Raw genomic sequence first — 18,810 nt, forward strand, 5'->3', positions numbered from 1 at the left:
CTGATTTTCTCGATTTTTCGACTCGAAATGCGACTTGACAAACCGGGGAACGTGAATTTGTCGAAAAATCTTTTCTTCTTTCATTTTAACGCACAACGCGCAAGAAAAAAAGACGAAATCAAAAACTGCCGGAGGAATCCGGCAGTCAGCTTGCTTTTTCTTTTTTATAAATATCGATTCCTGCTTCAGACAGCATCCATTCAATATGCACGCCGTATCCGCTCGTCGGATCATTGACGAAAACGTGAGTTACGGCGCCAATGATCTTTCCGTTTTGGATGATCGGGCTTCCGCTCATCCCTTGAACGATGCCTCCTGTTTTGCTCAACAGCCTCGGGTCGGTAATTTTCAGCACCATCCCTTTTGTAGCCGGAAACTTCTGAGGTGTCGTACTGACGACCTGAATATCGAATTTCTCGACTTTGTCGTTTTCGATAACCGTTAAAATTTGGGCCGGGCCTTCTTTTACTTCATCTGAAAATGCAATCGGAATGGCTTTGTCAGCGATGCGGTTTTTGATTGACTCGTGAAGCGTCCCGAAGATCCCGAATGGACTGTTTCTGTTGATATCACCGATCACTTTTCGTTCTGATGCGAAACGGGCCAGTTTCTCTCCGGGATTTCCGCCTGTTCCTTTTTCAATCGAAGTGACGGTCGATTTCACGATTTGCCCTTTTTCAACAACGATCGGTTTTTTCGTATCCATGTCTGAAATGACGTGACCAAGCGCTCCGTATTTTTTCGATTTCGGCTCGAAAAAAGTCATTGTGCCGATTCCTGCGGCAGAGTCCCTGATATATAAGCCGATTCTGTATTTATCTTCAGCCTGGTCTTTTTTCGGAATGAGCTTCGTTTTGATTTCTTGTTTATCTCTTTTAATCGACAGATGTAAGGTTTCTCCTGTTTTCCCGGCCTTTTGAATAAAAGGGGTAATGTCATTCATTTTTTCGATTTTCGTGCCGTTGATTTCGGTGATAATGTCGCCTACCGCGATTCCGGCTGCTTCACCGGGCGATTTTTTGCCTTCAGAGGTATTGATTTGATGAAAACCTACGACCAATACGCCAACGGAGTGAAGCTTTACACCAATAGACTGCCCGCCGGGGACCACTTTCAAATCAGGCAGGACATTTACTTTCGTTTTTTTAACTGGGAATCCGGCAAAATCATAGACGAGTTCTGCCTTTCCATTCTTTTCACCTTTTATTTCCACTTCACTTTGATTTTCTTTCAGTGTGAATGCTTCCGATGATCCATCTTTCGAAGCACTGACGGATAAGCTCGTTTCAACCGCACGGGTACCCGTCTCAAAAATGTTCAAGTTTTTTGGGATTACAATGTATTCTTTCACCGGTTTGTAAAACCCTACACTTATTAAAGAAACAAGGAGAATCATACCCACAACTTTTCTGATTTTTTCAACATCCACCTTTTCACTCTCCTCGCACCTAACCCACACCATATAAAATTTCTTTCGCTACATTCATTACTTTTGCCTTTCGGACAGCGATTTATAACTGCGGACGGAAGAAAATCATTGGATAAAATGATAAGAAAGAGTTTGTATAAGAAAATGCCGACAAAAAAATAAGCTGTTCAGGATGAACAGCTTATCCGGTAGTTTTAACAAGCTTAGCTTGGTTCAAAAGTTCTTTCGCATGGCGCTTCGTCAGATCCGTTACTTCGACTCCGGCGATCATCCGGCCGATTTCCGCTATTTTTTCCTGTTTTGTCAACGGTGTGACGCTTGTCGTCGTTCTCCCGTCTTTCGACTGTTTCGTAATCAAAAGATGGGTGTCAGCCATCGCGGCCACCTGCGGCAAGTGGGTAATGCATAAAACTTGAGAGCCGATCGAGACGCGGTGTATTTTTTCGGCGATCGCCTGCGCGACTCTGCCGCTTACACCCGTATCCACTTCATCGAAAATGATCGATGTAACATCCTGCTGAGCAGAGAAAATGCTTTTCATGGCCAGCATGATTCTTGACAGCTCTCCTCCAGATGCAACCTTTGACAAAGATTTGAGCGGTTCTCCCGTGTTTGTTGAGATTAGGAAATGGACGGTATCAATGCCGTGCTTTGTGAGCTGAACCGGCATACCGTTGACGACGGGTGCATCATCATCCCGTTCCGCTTTTTTCACCTGGAATTCCGTATCGAATGTCGATTTTTCCATATACAGATCTTTCAGTTCCTGCTGAATCTGTTTGGCCAGTTTTTTCGCCCATTTTTTTCTGATTTCGGACACATTGGCGGCTTCAATCGCCACATCCTTGCCGATTGATTCGAGGCGGGATTTTAAAGCCTGCAAGTGGCTGTCCCGGTTTTCGATCCGGTCGATCTCTTCCTCTATCTTAGCCGAATAAGCTTGGATATCTTCGACAGTAGCGCCGTATTTGCGTTTCAGCTGTTTGATTTCGTTTAATCGCGATTCGATATAATCGAGGCGCTCGGGGTCGTATTCGAGTTCATCCAGCATATTTCTGATCTGAAAAGTTGAATCTTCGAGAATGTAGTATGCGTTGGCTACGGATTCAGATACTTTATTGAGCCCTTCATTGATGCCTGAGACGTTTTCAAGCTCGCTTGAAGCCATGCCGACCCAGTCAAGCCCGGCCTGCTCGTTGCGAAGCGCATTATAGGCATTTTGCAGAGCTTCGTATATTTTTTCGAAATTAGCGATTTGACGGCGCTCTTCCTGAAGAAGTTCGTCCTCTTTCGGCTCAAGGTTTGCAGATTCGATTTCATCAAGCTGGAACTGTATTAAATCGAGTCTGTGAGCCATTTCCTGCTCGCTTTCAGAAAGCTCTTTCACCTTTTTCATGACGTCCATGTAGCGGCTGTAAACTTCCTGATACGCTTTTAGAGCATGCTCGATTTCTTCTCCTGCAAACCTGTCCAGAAGCTGAAGATGGTGCTCATCCTCCATCAGCAGCTGATTGTCGTGCTGCCCGTGTATGTCAAGCAGCAGTCTGCCGACTTCCCGCAAAGCGGCAATGGTGACAAGTTTTCCATTGACGCGGCAGATGCTCTTGCCGTTTGCGTTAATATCTCTCCTCATAACGATCATGTCATCCGAGGCTTCAATCCCCAGTTCTGTGCACAAATCAAAAACCGGATGGCCGCTGTCAAGGAGGAAAAGCCCTTCCAATTCGGCTCTTTTTTCGCCATACCTGACATATTCGGACGAGCCGCGGCCTCCGACAAGCAAAGAGACGGCGTCGATGATGATCGATTTTCCGGCCCCGGTTTCACCGGTCAGAACCGTCAGCCCTTTTTCAAAAGAAACGGTTAATTCTTCGATAATGGCAAAGTTTTTGATCGATAATTCAGCTAACAAGCTTTCATGACACCTCTTTTCAGGCCTTCGTTTATAAAAGCTCCAATATTTTCTTCTGTACGATTTTGGTATCATCATGCGTCCGGCAGATGATCAAAATGGTATCATCTCCGCAGATCGTTCCCATGATTTCTTCCCAATCCAAATTGTCCATCAGCGCCCCGATCGCCTGCGCGTTGCCCGGCATTGTTTTTAAAACGATCAGATGGCTGGCTGAGTCGATTTTGACAAATGCGTCCATCAATGATCTTTTTAATTTGGAAAGGGGATTAAAGCGCTGATCAGCAGGCAGGCTGTATTTGTAGGAACCGTTGTTTGTCGGCACCTTGACCAAATGAAGCTCTTTAATGTCCCGCGAGACGGTGGCCTGCGTCACATTATAGCCGTCTTTCTTTAAAATATCGACAAGCTCATCCTGCGTTTCAATTTCATTAGCGGTGATAATCTCCCTGATTTTAATATGCCTTTGACCTTTGTTCATTTCACACCTCGTTTTATACACAAATTGTGTATGTTTATACATTTATGTTAAATGATTTTGTCGGAAAAGTACATGTTTGCAGTAAAAAAGGAATAATAGCCCACTATTATTCCTTTTTGCGTGCCGGCCACCCTCGCATTCGCCGTACGGCTCTCAAGGGTTTTTAATCACGCGGATCCGTTTTTTTCGCTTTTAATGTCTTGTGAGCTTCTTCGACAATTTGATTGATCGTTTCTTCTGCTATCGGCGTGCCAGGTTGCTCTTCTCCGTCCCAATGCAAATGGAGAAGGAATTCGATGTTGCCGTCGCCGCCGGTAATCGGCGAAAACGAGACGTTTCTGCAGTCATATCCTTCCCGAGCCGCAAACCGGCTGATGTCATCAAGCACAGCTTGATGGACGAGGGGATCGCGGACGATCCCTTTTTTCCCGACGGATTCCCGCCCTGCTTCAAACTGCGGTTTGACGAGAGCGATGCAGTCGCTTCCCGGAACTAAAATGCTCTTAAGCACAGGCAGGATGATTTTCAGTGAGATAAAAGAGACATCGATCGTCGCGAACTCCGGCAGTCCTTCCGTAAAATCGGCAGGTGTGCAATACCGGAAATTCGTGCGTTCCATCACTACAACCCGCTCATCCTGTCTCAGCTTCCAGGCGAGCTGATTATACCCGACATCAACGGCATATGAGCGGAGAGCGCCGTTTTGCAGCGCGCAGTCTGTGAAGCCGCCGGTGGAAGAGCCGATGTCAATCATCAGCTTGCCTTGAACGGAAAGCTGAAACTCTTTTAATGCTTTTTCAAGTTTTAATCCGCCTCTTGAGACGTATTTTAACGGGTTTCCTTTAACGGTCAGCGGAATCGTGCGGTCGACCTTTTCGCCCGGCTTGTCCAGTCTGTTTTCATTCGTATAGACGATGCCGGCCATGATGGCTCTTTTCGCTTTTTCCCGCGTTTCCATTAACCCTCTTTCTACTAATAAAACGTCGAGCCGTTCTTTTTTTCCTGTCATGATCCAATTCCTTTATGAGTCTTTACGGGCGTCAATAGTCTTATTCGTCTGATGACGTCTTCTTTTGCCATTCCGATCTCTTCCAGAAGCTTGGCGACGCTGCCGTGTTCAATAAATTGATCAGGTATCCCCATTCTATCAATGATCGGGCTGTATGACTGATGTTCATGGGCATACTCAAGGATCGAGCTGCCGAATCCGCCTTGGAGCACAGCCTCTTCGATCGTTAAAATCGGAAGCCCTTCGTTCAGGATTTCCATCAGCATGTTTTCGTCAAGCGGCTTGATAAAACGGGCGTTAACCACTCTGACCGAACGTCCTTCTTTCTGCAGCTCCTCCGCGGCAGCAAGCGCCATCGGAATGGTGGTGCCGAATGTTAAAATGACCGCGTCTGTCCCGGGTCTCAGCACTTCCCACGTTCCGATCGGGATCGTTTTCAATTCTTTATCCATTTTGACGCCGAGTCCGTTTCCGCGCGGAAAGCGCATGGCAATCGGGCCGTCATCGTATTTGACAGCCGTGTTGACCATGTGCTGGCCTTCGTTTTCGTCTTTCGGCATCATGAGAACCAAATTCGGAATATGCCGTAAAAAAGCAATGTCAAACACGCCCTGGTGTGTTTCCCCATCAGCGCCGACTAGGCCCGCTCTGTCAATGCCGATAAATACATTTAGGTTTTGCCGGCAAATATCATGGACAACCTGGTCATAAGCGCGCTGAAGAAATGTCGAATAGATCGCCAGAAACGGCTTCATATTCTGAGTCGCGAGACCAGCCGCCATCGTTGCCGCATGCTGTTCCGCAATGCCGACATCAAACATGCGCTCCGGAAACTCGCTCGCAAACCCTTCAAGTTTTGAACCGACAGGCATGGCCGGAGTAATGGCTACAATCCTTTCATCCTCGCGGGCAAGCTTCCTGACCGTTTCGCTTACGAGCGCGCTCCATGATGGCGCAGCGGCTTTCGGCTTAACAAAATCACCGGTATCGATTTTATATGGGCCGGTTCCGTGCCATGTGCCGGTTTTATCGGTTTCCGCAGGCTCATAGCCTTTTCCTTTTTTCGTAATAACGTGGAGGAGTACCGGGCCTTTCGTCTTTTTCGCATACTGCATGTTTTCAAACAGTTCATCATAGGAATGACCGTCTACAGGCCCTAAATACGTAAATCCGAGCTCTTCAAAGAACATCCCGGATACCAGCAGGTATTTCAGGCTGTCTTTGATCCGCTCGGCTGTAGCGGCAAGCTTCCCGCCAACAGCAGGAATCCGCTTGAACAAATACTCAAGCTCATCTTTGACCCATTGATATTTTCCGGCTGTGCGCAGCCTTCCGAGCATGGAATGAATCGCTCCGACGTTTGGAGCGATGCTCATTTCGTTGTCATTCAAAATGACAATCATATCTTTTTGCTCATGGCCGATATGGTTAAGCGCTTCAAGAGCCATGCCGCCGGTCAGTGCACCGTCTCCGATGATCGGGATGATATATTCGTTTGTCCCTTTCAAGTCTCTCGCAGCTGCCATCCCCATCGCACCGGAGAGAGAAGTCGAACTGTGGCCCGTTTCCCAGACATCATGTTCGCTTTCATTCCGCTTTGGAAAACCGCACAGTCCTTTATGCTGACGCAGGGTGGCGAAGTCCTTTCCGCGGCCGGTCAGCAGTTTATGGACATACGATTGATGCCCCACATCCCACAAAAACTTATCTTTCGGGCTGTTAAATTCTTTATGCAATGCAATGGTAAGCTCGACAACGCCGAGATTCGGACCAATGTGCCCTCCGGATTCAGAAAGCGTTTCAATTAAAAAACGGCGAATTTCAGCGCTCAAGCTTTCCAGTTCTTGATTTGAAAGGTTCTTCAAAAATGCAGGGTCCTTTATCGATAACAGATCCAATCGGATCAACTCACTTTCAGCATGATTTCTGCAAGTATGCGCCTTGCTTCATTTTAAGTTTCAGCTTGAATTATTATATGACGAATTCATCCCCATGCGCAAACTTGCATATGCGGACGCTTCGTTTGAAAAAACAGCCGCTAACACAACGTGATAACGGCGCGGCGTTTTAGAGTTCAACTCTTTATATTTTAGCATAATAAGCCTTTGATGCTCAAATGGAAGCCCTGTATCAATGATCCCTTGCGGCAATCATATCGCAAAACTCGTACATAAGCTCTTTTTCAAGCGGAAGCTCTGAAATCAGCCGTTTTGCTTTTTCAATATGTTCATCAAGCTTTTGGCTGGCGCCCTCAAGCGAAAGGAGCGACGGATAGGTCGATTTTCCGTTTGTCTCGTCAGATCCGATCCGTTTGCCGATTTTATCCTCTGATCCTTCAAGGTCGAGAATGTCATCTCTGATCTGGAAGCCGATGCCGATATGATGGCTGAATTCGCGGAGCTTTTCGATCTCTTTTTCAGATGCATCTGCTAGAATCGCCCCCGCGATGACGCTGAAGCTGAGGAGTTTAGCCGTTTTTCCTTCGTGAATCCGCTGCAGTTCATCAAGAGAGACAGACTTTGATTCCGCTTCCATATCTAAAATTTGACCGCCGACCATACCTTCAGCCCCCGCTGCCGATATCAACTCATTCACCAGTCTGATGCGTTTTTCAGCAGATACATCAGAAGGCATATTGGAAGTGATCATTTTGAAGCTTTCAGTTAATAAGGCGTCTCCGGCGAGAATGGCCGTCGCTTCCCCGTATATTTTATGGTTTGTCGGCTTTCCCCTTCTGAGGTCATCGTCATCCATACAAGGGAGATCGTCATGGATTAATGAATACGTATGGATCATTTCAACCGCGCACCCTACCGGAATTCCGGCTTCTTCGTCTTTTCCGTACGCATGAAGAAGCGCAAGTACCAAAATCGGTCTCAGCCGTTTCCCTCCGGCTTCCAATGAGTACAGCATGGATTCCTTAAGGATGGACGGCGCTCGCAGGTCTTTAATATACATCGGAAGGCGTTCTTCAATTACTGTTTTTCTCGATTTTAAAAATCCGTCAAGTTTACCGGTCACCTTTTTCCTCCTCCCGAACACTGAAAGGAGCTAATTCCCCATTTTCCCGCAAAATGTAGTCCATCTGCTTTTCGACATTTTGCAGTTTTTCGTGGCACATTTTCGAAAGAGCCATCCCTTCCTGGAAATAGTCGATCGCCTTTTCCAAAGGCACATCCCCTTCTTCAAGCTTTGATACGATCTGTTCCAGACCTTTCATCGCCTCTTCAAATGTCAGGTCTTCCCGGTTTGTTTTGTTTTCTTCAGCCATTTGTTTCGCCTCTCTTTTGCAGTACCTCACAGGTCAGCGTCCCATCGTTTAATGTGACGCGGATCTCGTCTTTTTCATGAACCTGTTCAATACTTTTAATCAATTCGTTTTCTTTATATGTCAAACTGTACCCTCTTTCCATCACTTGGAGAGGGCTTAATGCATTCAGTTTACCAAGAACCGTCTGAAACTGCGAGTGAATCTGCTTAAGCTGCACATCCATATTCCGCTTCAGCCGGACTGTCTGCTCTTCATGCCTCTTTCTCGCTTGTTTAAGCTGCTCCTCGGGATGAAGCATCTCCAGCTTGTATGTCTGTTCGTTCAGTTTTTGTTTTTTGCGTTCAACGGTCATCGCCAGCTGTTTTTGGAAACGGTCGAATATCAGGTCGAATTCCTGTTCCTTTTGGGCATACAGCCGTTTCGGGTAGCGGAAGGCATAAGAGGACTGGAGGGTTTTCACGCGCTCCTGCCGCTTTCTTAAATCCTGCTTCATCGATTTTGCAATTCTCGCTTCGAGCGTTTTCAGACGCTCCAGCAAATCAATCATATTAGGTACGGCCTGTTCGGCCGCTCCCGTCGGGGTCGCCGCGCGCAAATCCGCAACAAAATCGCTGATTGTAAAATCCGTTTCATGCCCGACGGCGGAAATGATCGGAATGTCGGAAGAAAAAATGGCCCTGGCGACAGCCTCTTCATTAAATGCCCACAGCTCTTCGATCGATCCCCCTCCGCGTCCGACGATTAATACATCGCATAAATCTCTGCGGTTAGCCTCTTTGATGCTGCTGACGATGGACTCGCCCGCGTTTACTCCTTGAACGAGCGTTGGAAAGACGATCACTTTTACAAGGGGGTATCTTCTTTTAATGGTGGTGATCACATCGCGTACAGCCGCTCCGGTTGGAGATGTGACAACACCGACGACGGATGGGAACGCGGGGATGGGTTTCTTATGTTTTTCATCAAACAAGCCTTCTTGCGACAGCTTTTTCTTAAGTTCTTCATACGCGAGATGAAGCGCACCTATGCCGTCAGGCTGTATTTCTTTTGCATAGAGCTGATAGTTGCCGCTCGGTTCATATACCGAAATGCCGCCTCTCACCAATACCTTCATCCCGTTTTCAGGGGTAAAGGCGAGATTTCTGTTTTGTCTGGCGAACATGACGGATTGAATGCGGGCGTTATCATCTTTCAGTGTAAAATAAATATGGCCTCTGCTATGTATTTTAACATTTGACAGCTCGCCCTTGATCCAAATATCTTCAAGATGGGGGTCCACGTCAAATTTGCGCTTAATATATTTTGTCAAAGCCGTGACCGTGACAAATGAAATTTCACTCATGGCACAGTCTCCTTTCTAAGAAGGCACAAGCACGTTCATCCGCCGGCGCGAGACCAGGCGGATGAACGGCTGTACATTAAAGTTAAATTGTACGCTTCGCTGATTTAACCGTGTTATGGGCCAGCATTGTAATCGTCATCGGACCGACACCGCCCGGTACGGGTGTAATATAGGAAGCCTTTTCCTTCGCTTCTTCAAAATCGACATCACCGACGAGCTTTCCGTTGTCAAGGCGGTTAACGCCGACATCAATGACAACGGCTCCCTCTTTCATTTGATCCGCTTTGATGAAATTCGCCTTTCCGACAGCGACAATCAGAATGTCGGCTTTTTTTGTGTGAGCCGTAATGTCGGCCGTTCTTGAATGGCAGTACGTAACGGTTGCGTTTTCGTTCAAGAGCAGCTGCCCTACCGGCTTTCCGACGATATTGCTTCGCCCGACGACAACAACCTCTTTTCCCGACAGATCAATCTCGGTTTTCTTTAAAAGCTCCACGATGCCCGCAGGCGTGCAAGGCAGAAATGTATCTTCGCCAAGCAGCATCTTTCCTACGTTTAATGGATGAAAACCGTCAACATCTTTGTCAGGGGATATTCTTTCAATCACCGCTTGTTCGGAAATATGATCCGGAAGAGGCAGCTGGACAAGAATTCCGTGAAAGTCGTTATTTTGGTTGTACTGGTCAATTACTTCAAGAAGTTCCTGTTCAGAGAAACTTGCATCGAAATGATCCAGCTGAAAACGAATCCCCATGGCTTCAGCTGCTTTTTTCTTTCCCCGTACATATGAAAGAGACGCCGGATCATCACCAATTAAAATAACGGCCAGTCCCGGGGTCACTCCTTGTTTTTTCAGCTCTTCAACTTCCTTGGCCAGCTGCCCGCGCTTTTCCTTTGCTGTTTCTTTCCCGTCGATGATGGTTGCTGTCATTTGCTCTCCTCCTAGATTATTCAAGATCGGATTTAATGTTAGAAAGAACACCGTTTACAAACTTCGCCGACTTGTCATCTCCAAATTGCTTGGCCAGTTCAATCGCTTCATTCATAGAGACGTTGACAGGTATGTCTTCTAAAAAAATCATTTCGTAGGCGGACAAACGCAAAATCGCGCGGTCGACATTCGCTAGCCTGTCAAGCTTCCAATTGACGAGATGCCGTTTGATCATCTCATCGATTTTCTCTTTGTTCTCTAAGACCCCGTAAACAAGCTGCTCGAAAAAAGCGTCGCTTTCCTGCCCGTCCAAGGCGTGCTGCATCGCTTCATTCGGTTCTGTATCACTGACATCAATCTGGAATAGTGACTGCAAAGCCTTTTCTCTTGCTGTTCTTCTTTTCATTCTTTCTTTTTCTCCTTTAACCCTCTTTGCCGCTTGCCGTTTAAGCCACAAAGAGATCATATCATATTTTTAGTCTTTCCGCATGCAAAAATCGCGGTTTTATCGTCAATAACCGAATAATAAGAAAAAAACATTTGTTATCATTCGTTTTTAGAACTTCTTTGCAAACTTTCCGGTTCCTCTTATTTTTGGTCGATAACAGCGGAAAGATGCTTTTAAACGTCACTTTTTAAAACGGAACATGAAAAAACCAAAGGGCCGTCATTCCCCTTGGTTCTTCCACTTCACCGCACTACATCTCTTGATCGACTTCCACCTCGTGCGTTTTTGAATCGAATTGAATGCCAACGATGTGAATATTGATTTCATTAATCGAAAGAGCTGTCATATTGAGAAGCGTCTGGCGGATATTATCCTGAACGGCATTTGCAACTTTAGGAATTGAAACGCCAAACATCATCACGCAATAAACATCAATGATAATTCCGTCATCTGACAAATCAACTTTGACGCCTTTGCCGTGATTCTTTTTTCCAAACCGTTCCACGACACCTGTCGCAAAATTGCCGCGCATTTCAGCTACGCCTTCAACTTCGGAAGCTGCGATTCCGGCAATGACTTCGATGACTTCCGGAGCGATTTCCACTTTTCCTAAATGATTGTCTTCATGGCTCATTTCCAATAAGCTGTTGTCGTCTTTCAATATGTTCACCTCCGTTAAAATTACGACCCCATTACATCATATATTTCTAAAAACTTCGTATTGAATTCTCCGCTTACGAATGTTTCGTGCTCGAGCAGTTTCAGATGGAACGGTATCGTCGTATGAACGCCTTCGATGACGAATTCGCTCAACGCTCTTTTCATTCTTGATACAGCTTCTTCCCTCGTCTTCCCGTATGTGATGACTTTTGCAATCATGCTGTCGTAATAAGGAGGAATCGAGTATCCCGGATAAGCCGCAGAATCCACTCTGACGCCGAGCCCGCCCGGAGGCAGATACATCTCGATTTTTCCCGGAGAAGGCATGAAGTTTTTCTCAGGGTTTTCCGCATTAATCCGGCATTCGATGGCCCAGCCGTTAAAAGTGACTTCATCTTGGGTGAGGGCTAATTTTTCACCTGACGCCACTCTGATCTGCTCTTTAATCAAATCAACGCCCGTCACCATCTCTGTTACCGGATGCTCAACCTGAATGCGCGTGTTCATTTCCATAAAGTAGAACTTCTGCTCGCGGTAATCGTAGATAAATTCAACTGTTCCCGCGCCCGTGTACTTAACGGCTTCAGCCGCTTTGACAGCCGCCTGCCCCATTTGCTCCCTGATTCCTTCATCAAGCGCAGGTGAAGGGGTTTCTTCAAGCAGCTTTTGGAGCCTTCTTTGGATTGAACAGTCGCGTTCACCCAAGTGAATCGTATTTCCGTGTGTGTCCGCAAGCACTTGGATCTCGACGTGTCTGAAGTCTTCAATGTACTTTTCAATGTACACACCCGGGTTGCCGAAAGCAGTGGCCGCTTCCTGCTGAGTGATTTTAATGCCGTTGATCAGTTCTTCTTCCGTACGGGCGACCCTGATTCCTTTTCCGCCGCCCCCGGCAGTTGCCTTTATAATGACAGGATACCCTATATCGCGCGCTAATGAAACCGCATCTTCAATATCTTCAATAATTCCTTTGGAACCCGGTACGATCGGAACGCCAGCCTGCTGCATCGTTTCCCTAGCAACATCCTTTGTCCCCATCTTAGAGATCGCGTCTGCTGTCGGACCGACGAAGGTTACGTTTACCTCTTCGCAAAGCTCGGCAAAATCGGCGTTTTCCGCCAGGAAGCCGTAGCCCGGGTGAATCGCATCAGCGCCGGTCATTTTGGCGACGCTGACGATGTTCGTTATATTCAAGTAGCTGTCTTTTGATAGCTTAGGTCCGATGCAAAATGCTTCATCAGCCATCTGAACATGGAGCGCCTCTCTGTCGGCCTCGGAAAAGACGGCTACTGTATCGATCCCCAGTTCTTTACAAGCTCTGATAATTCTGACAGCAATTTCTCCCCTGTTCGCAATTAATAGCTTTTTGATCATCTTATTGCTCCTTACTCTGCTTTTACTAAAAATAAAGGTTGTCCGTATTCAACCAGCTGGCCGTTTTCAACCAATACTTCAACGATCTCGCCTTTCACTTCGGCTTCGATCTCATTAAAGAGCTTCATTGCTTCCACAATGCAGACGACAGAGGATTCTGTTACCTTCGAACCGACTGTTACGTAAGGGTCGGCTTCAGGCGAAGAAGACGCATAAAACGTTCCGACCATCGGAGAGGTGATTTTGTGGAGGTTTCCGCCGTCTTTTGCGGCTTCTTCTGCTGCAGGCGCATCCTGAACTTGCGCTTGCTTCGCGGGAGCTTCCGGAGCCGGTGTTTGAACAGGCGCCGCAGCCACTTGCTGGATGGTTTGCACGGTTCCGCTTTGTTTTTTCAGTTCAACCTTCGATCCTTCGTTTTCGTATGTAAATTCATTTATCGAAGATTCATCAATTAATTTTATCAACTGTCTGATTTCATCAATGTTTAACATGCTATCGCACTCCTAATGAAAAAGATTTTACGCATTTATCAGTTAGTACTAAAAGTACATACTATATTCATCTTACAGGAGAGGAATGCCGAATTCAACTACAATCATGAGCGCCCTGCATCAACAGGAGCCTCAAGCATAAAAAAATCCCGCTTTTTGCAAGCGGGACATGTTTACTCTGCTGGCTCGAACGTCACAGCCACATCGTTTAAGTTTTTCACTTCTTTTGCGACGATGTCGATGATATCGGTGGCAGCGGCCTTCGAGTGCTCCTTCGCCTTCACCGTAATATTGACTTTATCGCCGTCGGCATTGACCAAGGCGTCTTTATAGCCTTTTGTTTTGATCAGCGTTTCAAGCGTCTTTTCCGTTCCTTCAGCTTCACTGAGCTCTGTCATCTTGTCGTAAGCTTCGCTTTTTTCTTTTGCCGTCGCTTTATCGCTTCTGACGATTTCGGTTAATTCCTCCCTCTCCCTGCTGCGCTGATCGTCCATTTCCATGCGGTATGTTGTGAATAAATCTTCATCACCGGATGATTCTTTTGTTACAACTTCTCCGTTCTGCTCACTCGCAGACGTTTCTTTATCTTTTGTGTCTTTCCCTTCAGTTTTGTCTTTAGCAGGCGCGGTGTCTTCTTTGCCATCTTTGGCAGGCTCTTCTTTCATCGGTTTTTCTTTTTCAGCAGCGACTTGTTCTTTGTCATCCACCGTGACGACATTTTCTCCTTCAGGCGACATAATGTAGTAGACACTCAGCACAACGACGAGACTTAACATGGTTAAAAGCCAAACCGTTTGTTTTTTCAGCATCATTTATGAATCCTCCTTCATTTTTTTAGGGGCAACAGCGACGCGGTGGCTCGGAACATCAAGAACCCTTGTCACTGCTTCAATGATGGTCTTTTTTATTTGAACGTTGTCGACTCCTTGAGCGACAACGAGAACACCCCTGATATCGGGCTTTTTCGTCTGAACGACGACAGGCGTCTCTTTATCTCCGTTTTTGATGATGACAATTTCTTCGTCAGAAGACATTTCAGACACCGTTCGCTTGCCTCCCTGTTTATCTGTCTCATTCGTTGAAGTCTCCTGGGTTTTTCTATTTTTCTCGAATATTTTCAATGAGGTTGCATCAACATTGACGACGATTGATACGTCTTCCACGCCGATAATCGTTTCCAATATGTCTTTGAGCTGATTCTCATATTCCTGTTCGTAATCTTGGATCGAGTCCTTCGGTTTGCCATCTGAGGCGGGTTTGAACACTTCTTTTTCACCTTCACCGCTCTGTCCGGCGCTTTCAGACGAAGCTTTTTGTGAAGCCGACGGCTGATCTGCCGCTCGATCTTGAGAAGGTTCGGAAGAGAAGATTTGACTGACGAGCATGAAGGAAACGCCGAGAACAAAAAGCAGCAGAAAATAGTGATATTTCGTCAGCTTTTTTCCGTTTTTCTCGTCTTTGGGTAGCAGGTGGCCGATCAGCTTTTCGATCCAGGTTCTTTTATTCATTGCCGCTTCGTTCTCCCCCTTCAATATGAACTGTAATCTTGTCGGGGCTTATTTCCCATATGCCTGCAAGCTGTTCTCTGACTTCCCCCGTCTCTTTCTTTTCTCTTTCTCGCATTGGCTGGTAGCCTCGATCCGTATTGATTTCGACAGGAGCGACGGCTTGGACAGTTTTTTCGGATGCCGGTTCCATGAATACCGAGACTTCCGCATGCTTACTGAGATCTTTCTCTGTTTTCAGCTGGCTGTCAGAAGAGACCGCGACTCGGTCAATCTTGTATTTGTCGCTGATAAACCTTCCCTCTGCGCTCTTTTTCAATTGAACAGCCATCTGTTCTAAGATATATGCTTGTTGTGAGGCTTGTATTTCTTTTTTTTCTGAATTCAACTGATTTTTTATTTCGTTTGACTGAACTTGTCCGTTTTTTGTAAGCCTCTCAAAGATTACATCCGGATCGGTCCTGAATAAAGAGAAGATCGGATTCAGTATCACAACGATCAAGAGCAGGCTGATCACCATTTTCGCGTATTTTTGCATGCTCGAATTCGGCAGAAGCATATCGATGACGATCGCCATCAGAATAAATAGAATAATGTTCGTGAGCCACTCTGTCAGAAATTCCATCTCATCCCTCCCTACTTCATCATCATCGTCAAATTCCCCGCTGTAATGATCACGGTTAAGCTTAAAAAAAACATCAGCGAAACGATGGCCATGGCCGCGAAAATGTAGATGACGCTTTTGCTGATGACATCCAGGCAGCTGATCACCGGACCGCCTCCGAGAGGCTGGAGAACGGCTGCGGCAATTTTGTATATGAGCGCGAGGGAGAGGATTTTGATTGCGGGAAAGGCTGCGATGCAAATCAAGATCGCCACCCCGAGTATCCCGACGGTGTTTTTCAACAGGAGAGACGCGCTGATCACCGTGTCCGTCGCTTCGGTAAACATGCGGCCCAATACGGGAATGAAGTTTCCGGTGATGAATTTGGCCGTCCGCAAAGTAATGCCGTCCGTCACTGCGGCTGAGGCGCCCTGAACCGAGATGACACCGAGGAACACGGTTAAAAATGCAGCCAGCGTGCCGATCGCCGCGTTTCTGAGGAGCTGAGCCAGCTGTGTGACTTTATACTGGTCCGTCATCGTGCTGACAATGCTTAAAATCGCTGATAAAAACAAAAGCGGCAGCACGATATATTGGATAAACAAGCCGCTCGTGTTCATGAGAAAGAGAATGACCGGATGAAAAAATGCGGCTGAGGCGGCTCCTCCCGAAGTCGCCATCAGCGCTAGAAGCAAAGGTACGAGCGACAGAATAAAGCTTGTCATCGTCTGGATCGCTTCATTCGCATATGTGACGGCAACCCGAAAGCTGTTGAGCGCAAGAATGATCAGTACCATGTAGACAATTGCATACGCCACTTTGCTGACGGTGCTTTGCTGAAACGCGTTTTGCAAAAGCTGAAGCAGCACGCAGAAGATGGTCAACAGGATCAGCGTCCCGAGCAGTTTCCCGTTAGCCAGCACTTCATGAAACAAGTAAGAAAACAGCGCTTTGCTCCATTCCTCAGGCGAAAAGTGCTTTTCACCTTTGACAAATTCAAGCAGGCTTCCTTTTTGACTTTCGGGAAGGTGTCCTCCATACTCAGTCAAAATGTTGTTCCAGAACTCCCCGACCCGGTCAAGCTCCAAACCTTCAGCCTGCTCTCTGGCCATCGCTTCAGCCGATTCTTCCGCGGCGGGCTCCCCAACCGGCTCCGCTTCTTTTGGCGAAGCTTGTACATCATGCGCTCCAAAGCATACGATTCCTATGACCAAGAGCCAGAACAGAAAACGCTTCACTCAGGAAATCCTCCTTTCTGACTAAGACATGGAAGGGATGAGTCCGATGATCGTTTCGATAATGACGGTTAAAATAGGCACGGCCATGACTAAGATGAGGATTTTGCCTGCCAATTCGATTTTTGAAGCAATCGCACCCTGTCCGGCATCTTTCGTCAGCTGGGCGCCAAACTCCGCTATATAAGCAATCCCGATAATTTTCAAAATCGTTTCGACATACATCATGTTGATGTTGGCATTGGCAGCTATTTTTTCAATCATCCGAATGATTTCGTAGACTTGATCGACTAAGAATAAAAAAATCGTGCATCCGGCAAAAACGACAATCATAAAAGCAAACGTCGGTTTTTGCTCTTTCACAATCAAGCTGAGGAAGGTGGCGATCATTCCCAATCCTACGATTTGTACGATTTCAATGAGTGAGCCCCCCCTATCCTTGAAATAGAAAGACAGCTTTTATCTTTTGGAATAGATCATCGACAACAGTAGCCACCATGAACAATATATAAATGAATCCTAAAAGCGTGACCCATTGGGCATATTCCTTCTTCCCCATTTGATCCAGTATGGTGTGAAGAAAAGCGACGACGATCCCGACGCCGGCAATTTGAAAAATAATATTTACGTCTACTCCCATTTCGTGTATGCTCCCCTCTTCATTACATCAATAGAAGAATCAGCAGCAGTCCCGACAAGAACCCAAGGCTCTTCACCATTTTTTCATTTTTCGCCTGGGCGAGATTTGCTTCAGCTTCCTCTGTCTCTAAATGGGTTAACGCCAGTTTGATATGTTTTTGCTGAGAAATCAGATCATGACGGCCAAGCGTTTCGCCGAATTGCCGTAAAATCTCGTATTCTTTCTTTTTGAGAGCCGTTTCGGGCCATACTTTCTCCAAGCTGTCTTCCCATGCCGTCCCCGCTGAAGCGCTGCCTTTTTCCAGCTGTTCTGCAAATGTCTGAAACAAAGAAGCTATCGGCCCGGAAAGCTGGTGTGCGATCTGCTTTGACGCCTGAAGGAGCGGTGTGTGCCCGTACATGATTTCAGCCTCTAAAGACTGCAAAGCGGCCAACAGCTGGCGGATTTGCTTCGGTCTATCCCTGAAAGGCTTCGCCATTTCAAATCCTGTCCATGTGGCTGCTGCCAAAATAAGCACGGCACCTAAAAGCTTCAGCATGATAACATCCTCTTCGCCGCACCGAGCGGCTCTCCATTCCCGTTCAAGATGCGGCTCAGGCTGCCGGGACCGTTCTTTCTGGATAGTTCCACGATTCTCTCAAAAACCCGGTGCTCCTGAAGCATTTTCAATGATGGACGCCTGGCGATATCGGCATATGAGGAGCCGTGAGCCGAAACGATGACAGACACCCCCGCATGGACCGCTTCCAAGAGCGCTTCTGCGTCTTCCATTCTTCCGATCTCATCGGCGATCATAACCTCCGGACTCATCGATCTGATCATCATCATCAGGCCTTCCGCTTTTGGACAGGCGTCAAGGATGTCTGCCCGGTCGCCGAGCCGATATTGCGGGATGCCGTTTACACAACCTGCGATTTCAGACCTTTCGTCGACGATTCCCACCTTTTTGGCAGACACGTTGCCGCTCCCTGAGCTGATCAGCCTGGCGAGATCTCTGAGCAGTGTTGTTTTTCCGGTTTGCGGCGGACCGATGATCAGCGTGTTCAGCCACGAGTTTTGAAATAAATGAGGGACATACGGTTCGGAAATGCCGATTTTTTCTTTGGCAATGCGGATATTAAATGATGATATTTCTCTGATTCCTTTGACTGCTCCGTTTTCGACGACAACCCGGCCGGCAAGCCCCACGCGGTGTCCGCCTCTGATCGTGACATATCCTTTTTTCAATTCCTCTTCTAGTGTATACATGCTGTAATTTCCCAGCCTGTTTAAAAGAAGCGCCGAGTCTTCAGGCGTCGCCGCATAAGGGAGAAAGCGTGGCTTTCCTTTGTTCACCAGTTCGAGCGGACGACTTGTCCGAATCCGAATTTCTTCTATCTGATTGATTTCATGGTCGCCAAGACCGTTGAGCGCGCGTTTGATCGTATCGGGGAGAATCTCTGTGATGTGATGCAAAAACACTCCCTCCTCTTTTTGCT

The 18,810-nt window shown here is 46.9% G+C and carries 21 protein-coding genes; all 21 read right to left on the minus strand.

Translation table 11 applies throughout. The features are described 5' to 3' along the window. Positions 1-145: 145 nt before the first annotated feature. The 21 genes from spoIVB to spoIIIAA all read right to left on the minus strand — a co-directional run bounded on the left by spoIVB (position 146) and on the right by spoIIIAA (position 18,787). The gene (gene spoIVB, locus M1D59_RS13365; RefSeq protein WP_031304732.1) at positions 146-1,396 is read right to left on the minus strand and encodes a SpoIVB peptidase; all 1,251 of its coding nucleotides are present in this window, start codon (positions 1,394-1,396) and stop codon (positions 146-148) included. A gap of 214 nt (positions 1,397-1,610) precedes the next feature. Beyond that, positions 1,611-3,341 (minus strand): DNA repair protein RecN, encoded by a 1,731-nt coding sequence (recN, locus tag M1D59_RS13370; RefSeq protein WP_025811171.1) that lies wholly within the window; start codon positions 3,339-3,341, stop codon positions 1,611-1,613. Positions 3,342-3,372: 31 nt separating this feature from the next. Beyond that, positions 3,373-3,822: a transcriptional regulator AhrC/ArgR gene (ahrC, locus tag M1D59_RS13375; RefSeq protein WP_020452129.1), complete on the minus strand. Its 450-nt coding sequence runs from the start codon at positions 3,820-3,822 to the stop codon at positions 3,373-3,375. A 163-nt stretch (positions 3,823-3,985) separates the two neighbouring features. Further along, complete coding sequence (locus M1D59_RS13380) at positions 3,986-4,831, minus strand: TlyA family RNA methyltransferase (protein ID WP_020452130.1); 846 nt, start codon at positions 4,829-4,831, stop codon at positions 3,986-3,988. After that, entirely contained in the window at positions 4,828-6,729 is a 1,902-nt protein-coding gene (dxs, locus tag M1D59_RS13385) for a 1-deoxy-D-xylulose-5-phosphate synthase (RefSeq protein WP_458117461.1), read from the minus strand. Before dxs ends, M1D59_RS13380 begins: the two co-directional genes overlap by 4 nt. A gap of 232 nt (positions 6,730-6,961) precedes the next feature. Beyond that, positions 6,962-7,852 carry a polyprenyl synthetase family protein gene (locus tag M1D59_RS13390; RefSeq protein WP_020452132.1) on the minus strand — a complete coding sequence of 297 codons (891 nt, stop codon included), beginning with the start codon at positions 7,850-7,852 and terminating at the stop codon, positions 6,962-6,964. Continuing rightward, positions 7,842-8,102, minus strand: coding sequence for an exodeoxyribonuclease VII small subunit (locus tag M1D59_RS13395; protein WP_020452133.1), 261 nt, complete (start codon positions 8,100-8,102; stop codon positions 7,842-7,844). Before M1D59_RS13395 ends, M1D59_RS13390 begins: the two co-directional genes overlap by 11 nt. Further along, entirely contained in the window at positions 8,095-9,444 is a 1,350-nt protein-coding gene (xseA, locus tag M1D59_RS13400; RefSeq protein ID WP_161517330.1) for an exodeoxyribonuclease VII large subunit, read from the minus strand. The genes M1D59_RS13395 and xseA overlap by 8 nt, the downstream gene beginning before the upstream one ends. Before the next feature lie 82 nt (positions 9,445-9,526). Continuing rightward, positions 9,527-10,375, minus strand: a complete 849-nt coding sequence (gene folD / locus M1D59_RS13405) for a bifunctional methylenetetrahydrofolate dehydrogenase/methenyltetrahydrofolate cyclohydrolase FolD (RefSeq protein ID WP_020452135.1) — start codon at positions 10,373-10,375, stop codon at positions 9,527-9,529. Between the two features lie 16 nt (positions 10,376-10,391). After that, positions 10,392-10,781 carry a transcription antitermination factor NusB gene (gene nusB / locus M1D59_RS13410; protein WP_020452136.1) on the minus strand — a complete coding sequence of 130 codons (390 nt, stop codon included), beginning with the start codon at positions 10,779-10,781 and terminating at the stop codon, positions 10,392-10,394. A 292-nt stretch (positions 10,782-11,073) separates the two neighbouring features. Continuing rightward, entirely contained in the window at positions 11,074-11,457 is a 384-nt protein-coding gene (locus tag M1D59_RS13415) for an Asp23/Gls24 family envelope stress response protein (RefSeq protein WP_031304734.1), read from the minus strand. A 47-nt stretch (positions 11,458-11,504) separates the two neighbouring features. Next, positions 11,505-12,857: an acetyl-CoA carboxylase biotin carboxylase subunit gene (gene accC / locus M1D59_RS13420; protein WP_020452138.1), complete on the minus strand. Its 1,353-nt coding sequence runs from the start codon at positions 12,855-12,857 to the stop codon at positions 11,505-11,507. 11 nt (positions 12,858-12,868) lie between these two features. Further along, positions 12,869-13,348, minus strand: coding sequence for an acetyl-CoA carboxylase biotin carboxyl carrier protein (gene accB / locus M1D59_RS13425; protein ID WP_458117462.1), 480 nt, complete (start codon positions 13,346-13,348; stop codon positions 12,869-12,871). Positions 13,349-13,521: 173 nt separating this feature from the next. Then, positions 13,522-14,160 (minus strand): SpoIIIAH-like family protein, encoded by a 639-nt coding sequence (locus M1D59_RS13430; RefSeq protein ID WP_035338363.1) that lies wholly within the window; start codon positions 14,158-14,160, stop codon positions 13,522-13,524. Beyond that, positions 14,161-14,856 (minus strand): stage III sporulation protein AG, encoded by a 696-nt coding sequence (gene spoIIIAG, locus M1D59_RS13435; RefSeq protein WP_458117463.1) that lies wholly within the window; start codon positions 14,854-14,856, stop codon positions 14,161-14,163. It abuts the gene before it with no gap. Next, a complete protein-coding gene (gene spoIIIAF, locus M1D59_RS13440; RefSeq protein WP_048349980.1) occupies positions 14,849-15,478 on the minus strand; it encodes a stage III sporulation protein AF in 630 nt (209 codons plus the stop codon). Before spoIIIAF ends, spoIIIAG begins: the two co-directional genes overlap by 8 nt. Positions 15,479-15,489: 11 nt before the next feature. Next, positions 15,490-16,695 (minus strand): stage III sporulation protein AE, encoded by a 1,206-nt coding sequence (gene spoIIIAE / locus M1D59_RS13445; protein ID WP_020452143.1) that lies wholly within the window; start codon positions 16,693-16,695, stop codon positions 15,490-15,492. A gap of 21 nt (positions 16,696-16,716) precedes the next feature. Then, positions 16,717-17,112: a stage III sporulation protein AD gene (gene spoIIIAD / locus M1D59_RS13450; protein WP_256164082.1), complete on the minus strand. Its 396-nt coding sequence runs from the start codon at positions 17,110-17,112 to the stop codon at positions 16,717-16,719. A 13-nt stretch (positions 17,113-17,125) separates the two neighbouring features. Then, positions 17,126-17,332 (minus strand): stage III sporulation protein AC, encoded by a 207-nt coding sequence (spoIIIAC, locus tag M1D59_RS13455; RefSeq protein WP_003183409.1) that lies wholly within the window; start codon positions 17,330-17,332, stop codon positions 17,126-17,128. A 22-nt stretch (positions 17,333-17,354) separates the two neighbouring features. Next, entirely contained in the window at positions 17,355-17,870 is a 516-nt protein-coding gene (gene spoIIIAB / locus M1D59_RS13460) for a stage III sporulation protein SpoIIIAB (RefSeq protein WP_020452145.1), read from the minus strand. After that, entirely contained in the window at positions 17,864-18,787 is a 924-nt protein-coding gene (gene spoIIIAA / locus M1D59_RS13465) for a stage III sporulation protein AA (RefSeq protein ID WP_020452146.1), read from the minus strand. The genes spoIIIAB and spoIIIAA overlap by 7 nt, the downstream gene beginning before the upstream one ends. Positions 18,788-18,810 lie beyond the last annotated feature (23 nt).

The sequence above is a fragment of the Bacillus sp. PK6-026 genome (genome assembly GCF_054161455.1).

What these genes read in the sequence shown, in the direction of transcription:
- M1D59_RS13415 (WP_031304734.1), bottom strand. Translation starts at nt 11,457, where the DNA reads ATGAGCCATGAAGACAATCATTTAGGAAAAGTGGAAATCGCTCCGGAA.
- accC (WP_020452138.1), bottom strand. Translation starts at nt 12,857, where the DNA reads ATGATCAAAAAGCTATTAATTGCGAACAGGGGAGAAATTGCTGTCAGA.
- M1D59_RS13380 (WP_020452130.1), bottom strand. Translation starts at nt 4,831, where the DNA reads ATGACAGGAAAAAAAGAACGGCTCGACGTTTTATTAGTAGAAAGAGGG.
- spoIIIAG (WP_458117463.1), bottom strand. Translation starts at nt 14,856, where the DNA reads ATGAATAAAAGAACCTGGATCGAAAAGCTGATCGGCCACCTGCTACCC.
- nusB (WP_020452136.1), bottom strand. Translation starts at nt 10,781, where the DNA reads ATGAAAAGAAGAACAGCAAGAGAAAAGGCTTTGCAGTCACTATTCCAG.
- folD (WP_020452135.1), bottom strand. Translation starts at nt 10,375, where the DNA reads ATGACAGCAACCATCATCGACGGGAAAGAAACAGCAAAGGAAAAGCGC.
- spoIIIAB (WP_020452145.1), bottom strand. Translation starts at nt 17,870, where the DNA reads ATGCTGAAGCTTTTAGGTGCCGTGCTTATTTTGGCAGCAGCCACATGG.
- xseA (WP_161517330.1), bottom strand. Translation starts at nt 9,444, where the DNA reads ATGAGTGAAATTTCATTTGTCACGGTCACGGCTTTGACAAAATATATT.
- ahrC (WP_020452129.1), bottom strand. Translation starts at nt 3,822, where the DNA reads ATGAACAAAGGTCAAAGGCATATTAAAATCAGGGAGATTATCACCGCT.
- spoIIIAC (WP_003183409.1), bottom strand. Translation starts at nt 17,332, where the DNA reads ATGGGAGTAGACGTAAATATTATTTTTCAAATTGCCGGCGTCGGGATC.
- spoIVB (WP_031304732.1), bottom strand. Translation starts at nt 1,396, where the DNA reads ATGATTCTCCTTGTTTCTTTAATAAGTGTAGGGTTTTACAAACCGGTG.
- M1D59_RS13395 (WP_020452133.1), bottom strand. Translation starts at nt 8,102, where the DNA reads ATGGCTGAAGAAAACAAAACAAACCGGGAAGACCTGACATTTGAAGAG.
- accB (WP_458117462.1), bottom strand. Translation starts at nt 13,348, where the DNA reads ATGTTAAACATTGATGAAATCAGACAGTTGATAAAATTAATTGATGAA.
- spoIIIAF (WP_048349980.1), bottom strand. Translation starts at nt 15,478, where the DNA reads ATGGAATTTCTGACAGAGTGGCTCACGAACATTATTCTATTTATTCTG.
- M1D59_RS13430 (WP_035338363.1), bottom strand. Translation starts at nt 14,160, where the DNA reads ATGATGCTGAAAAAACAAACGGTTTGGCTTTTAACCATGTTAAGTCTC.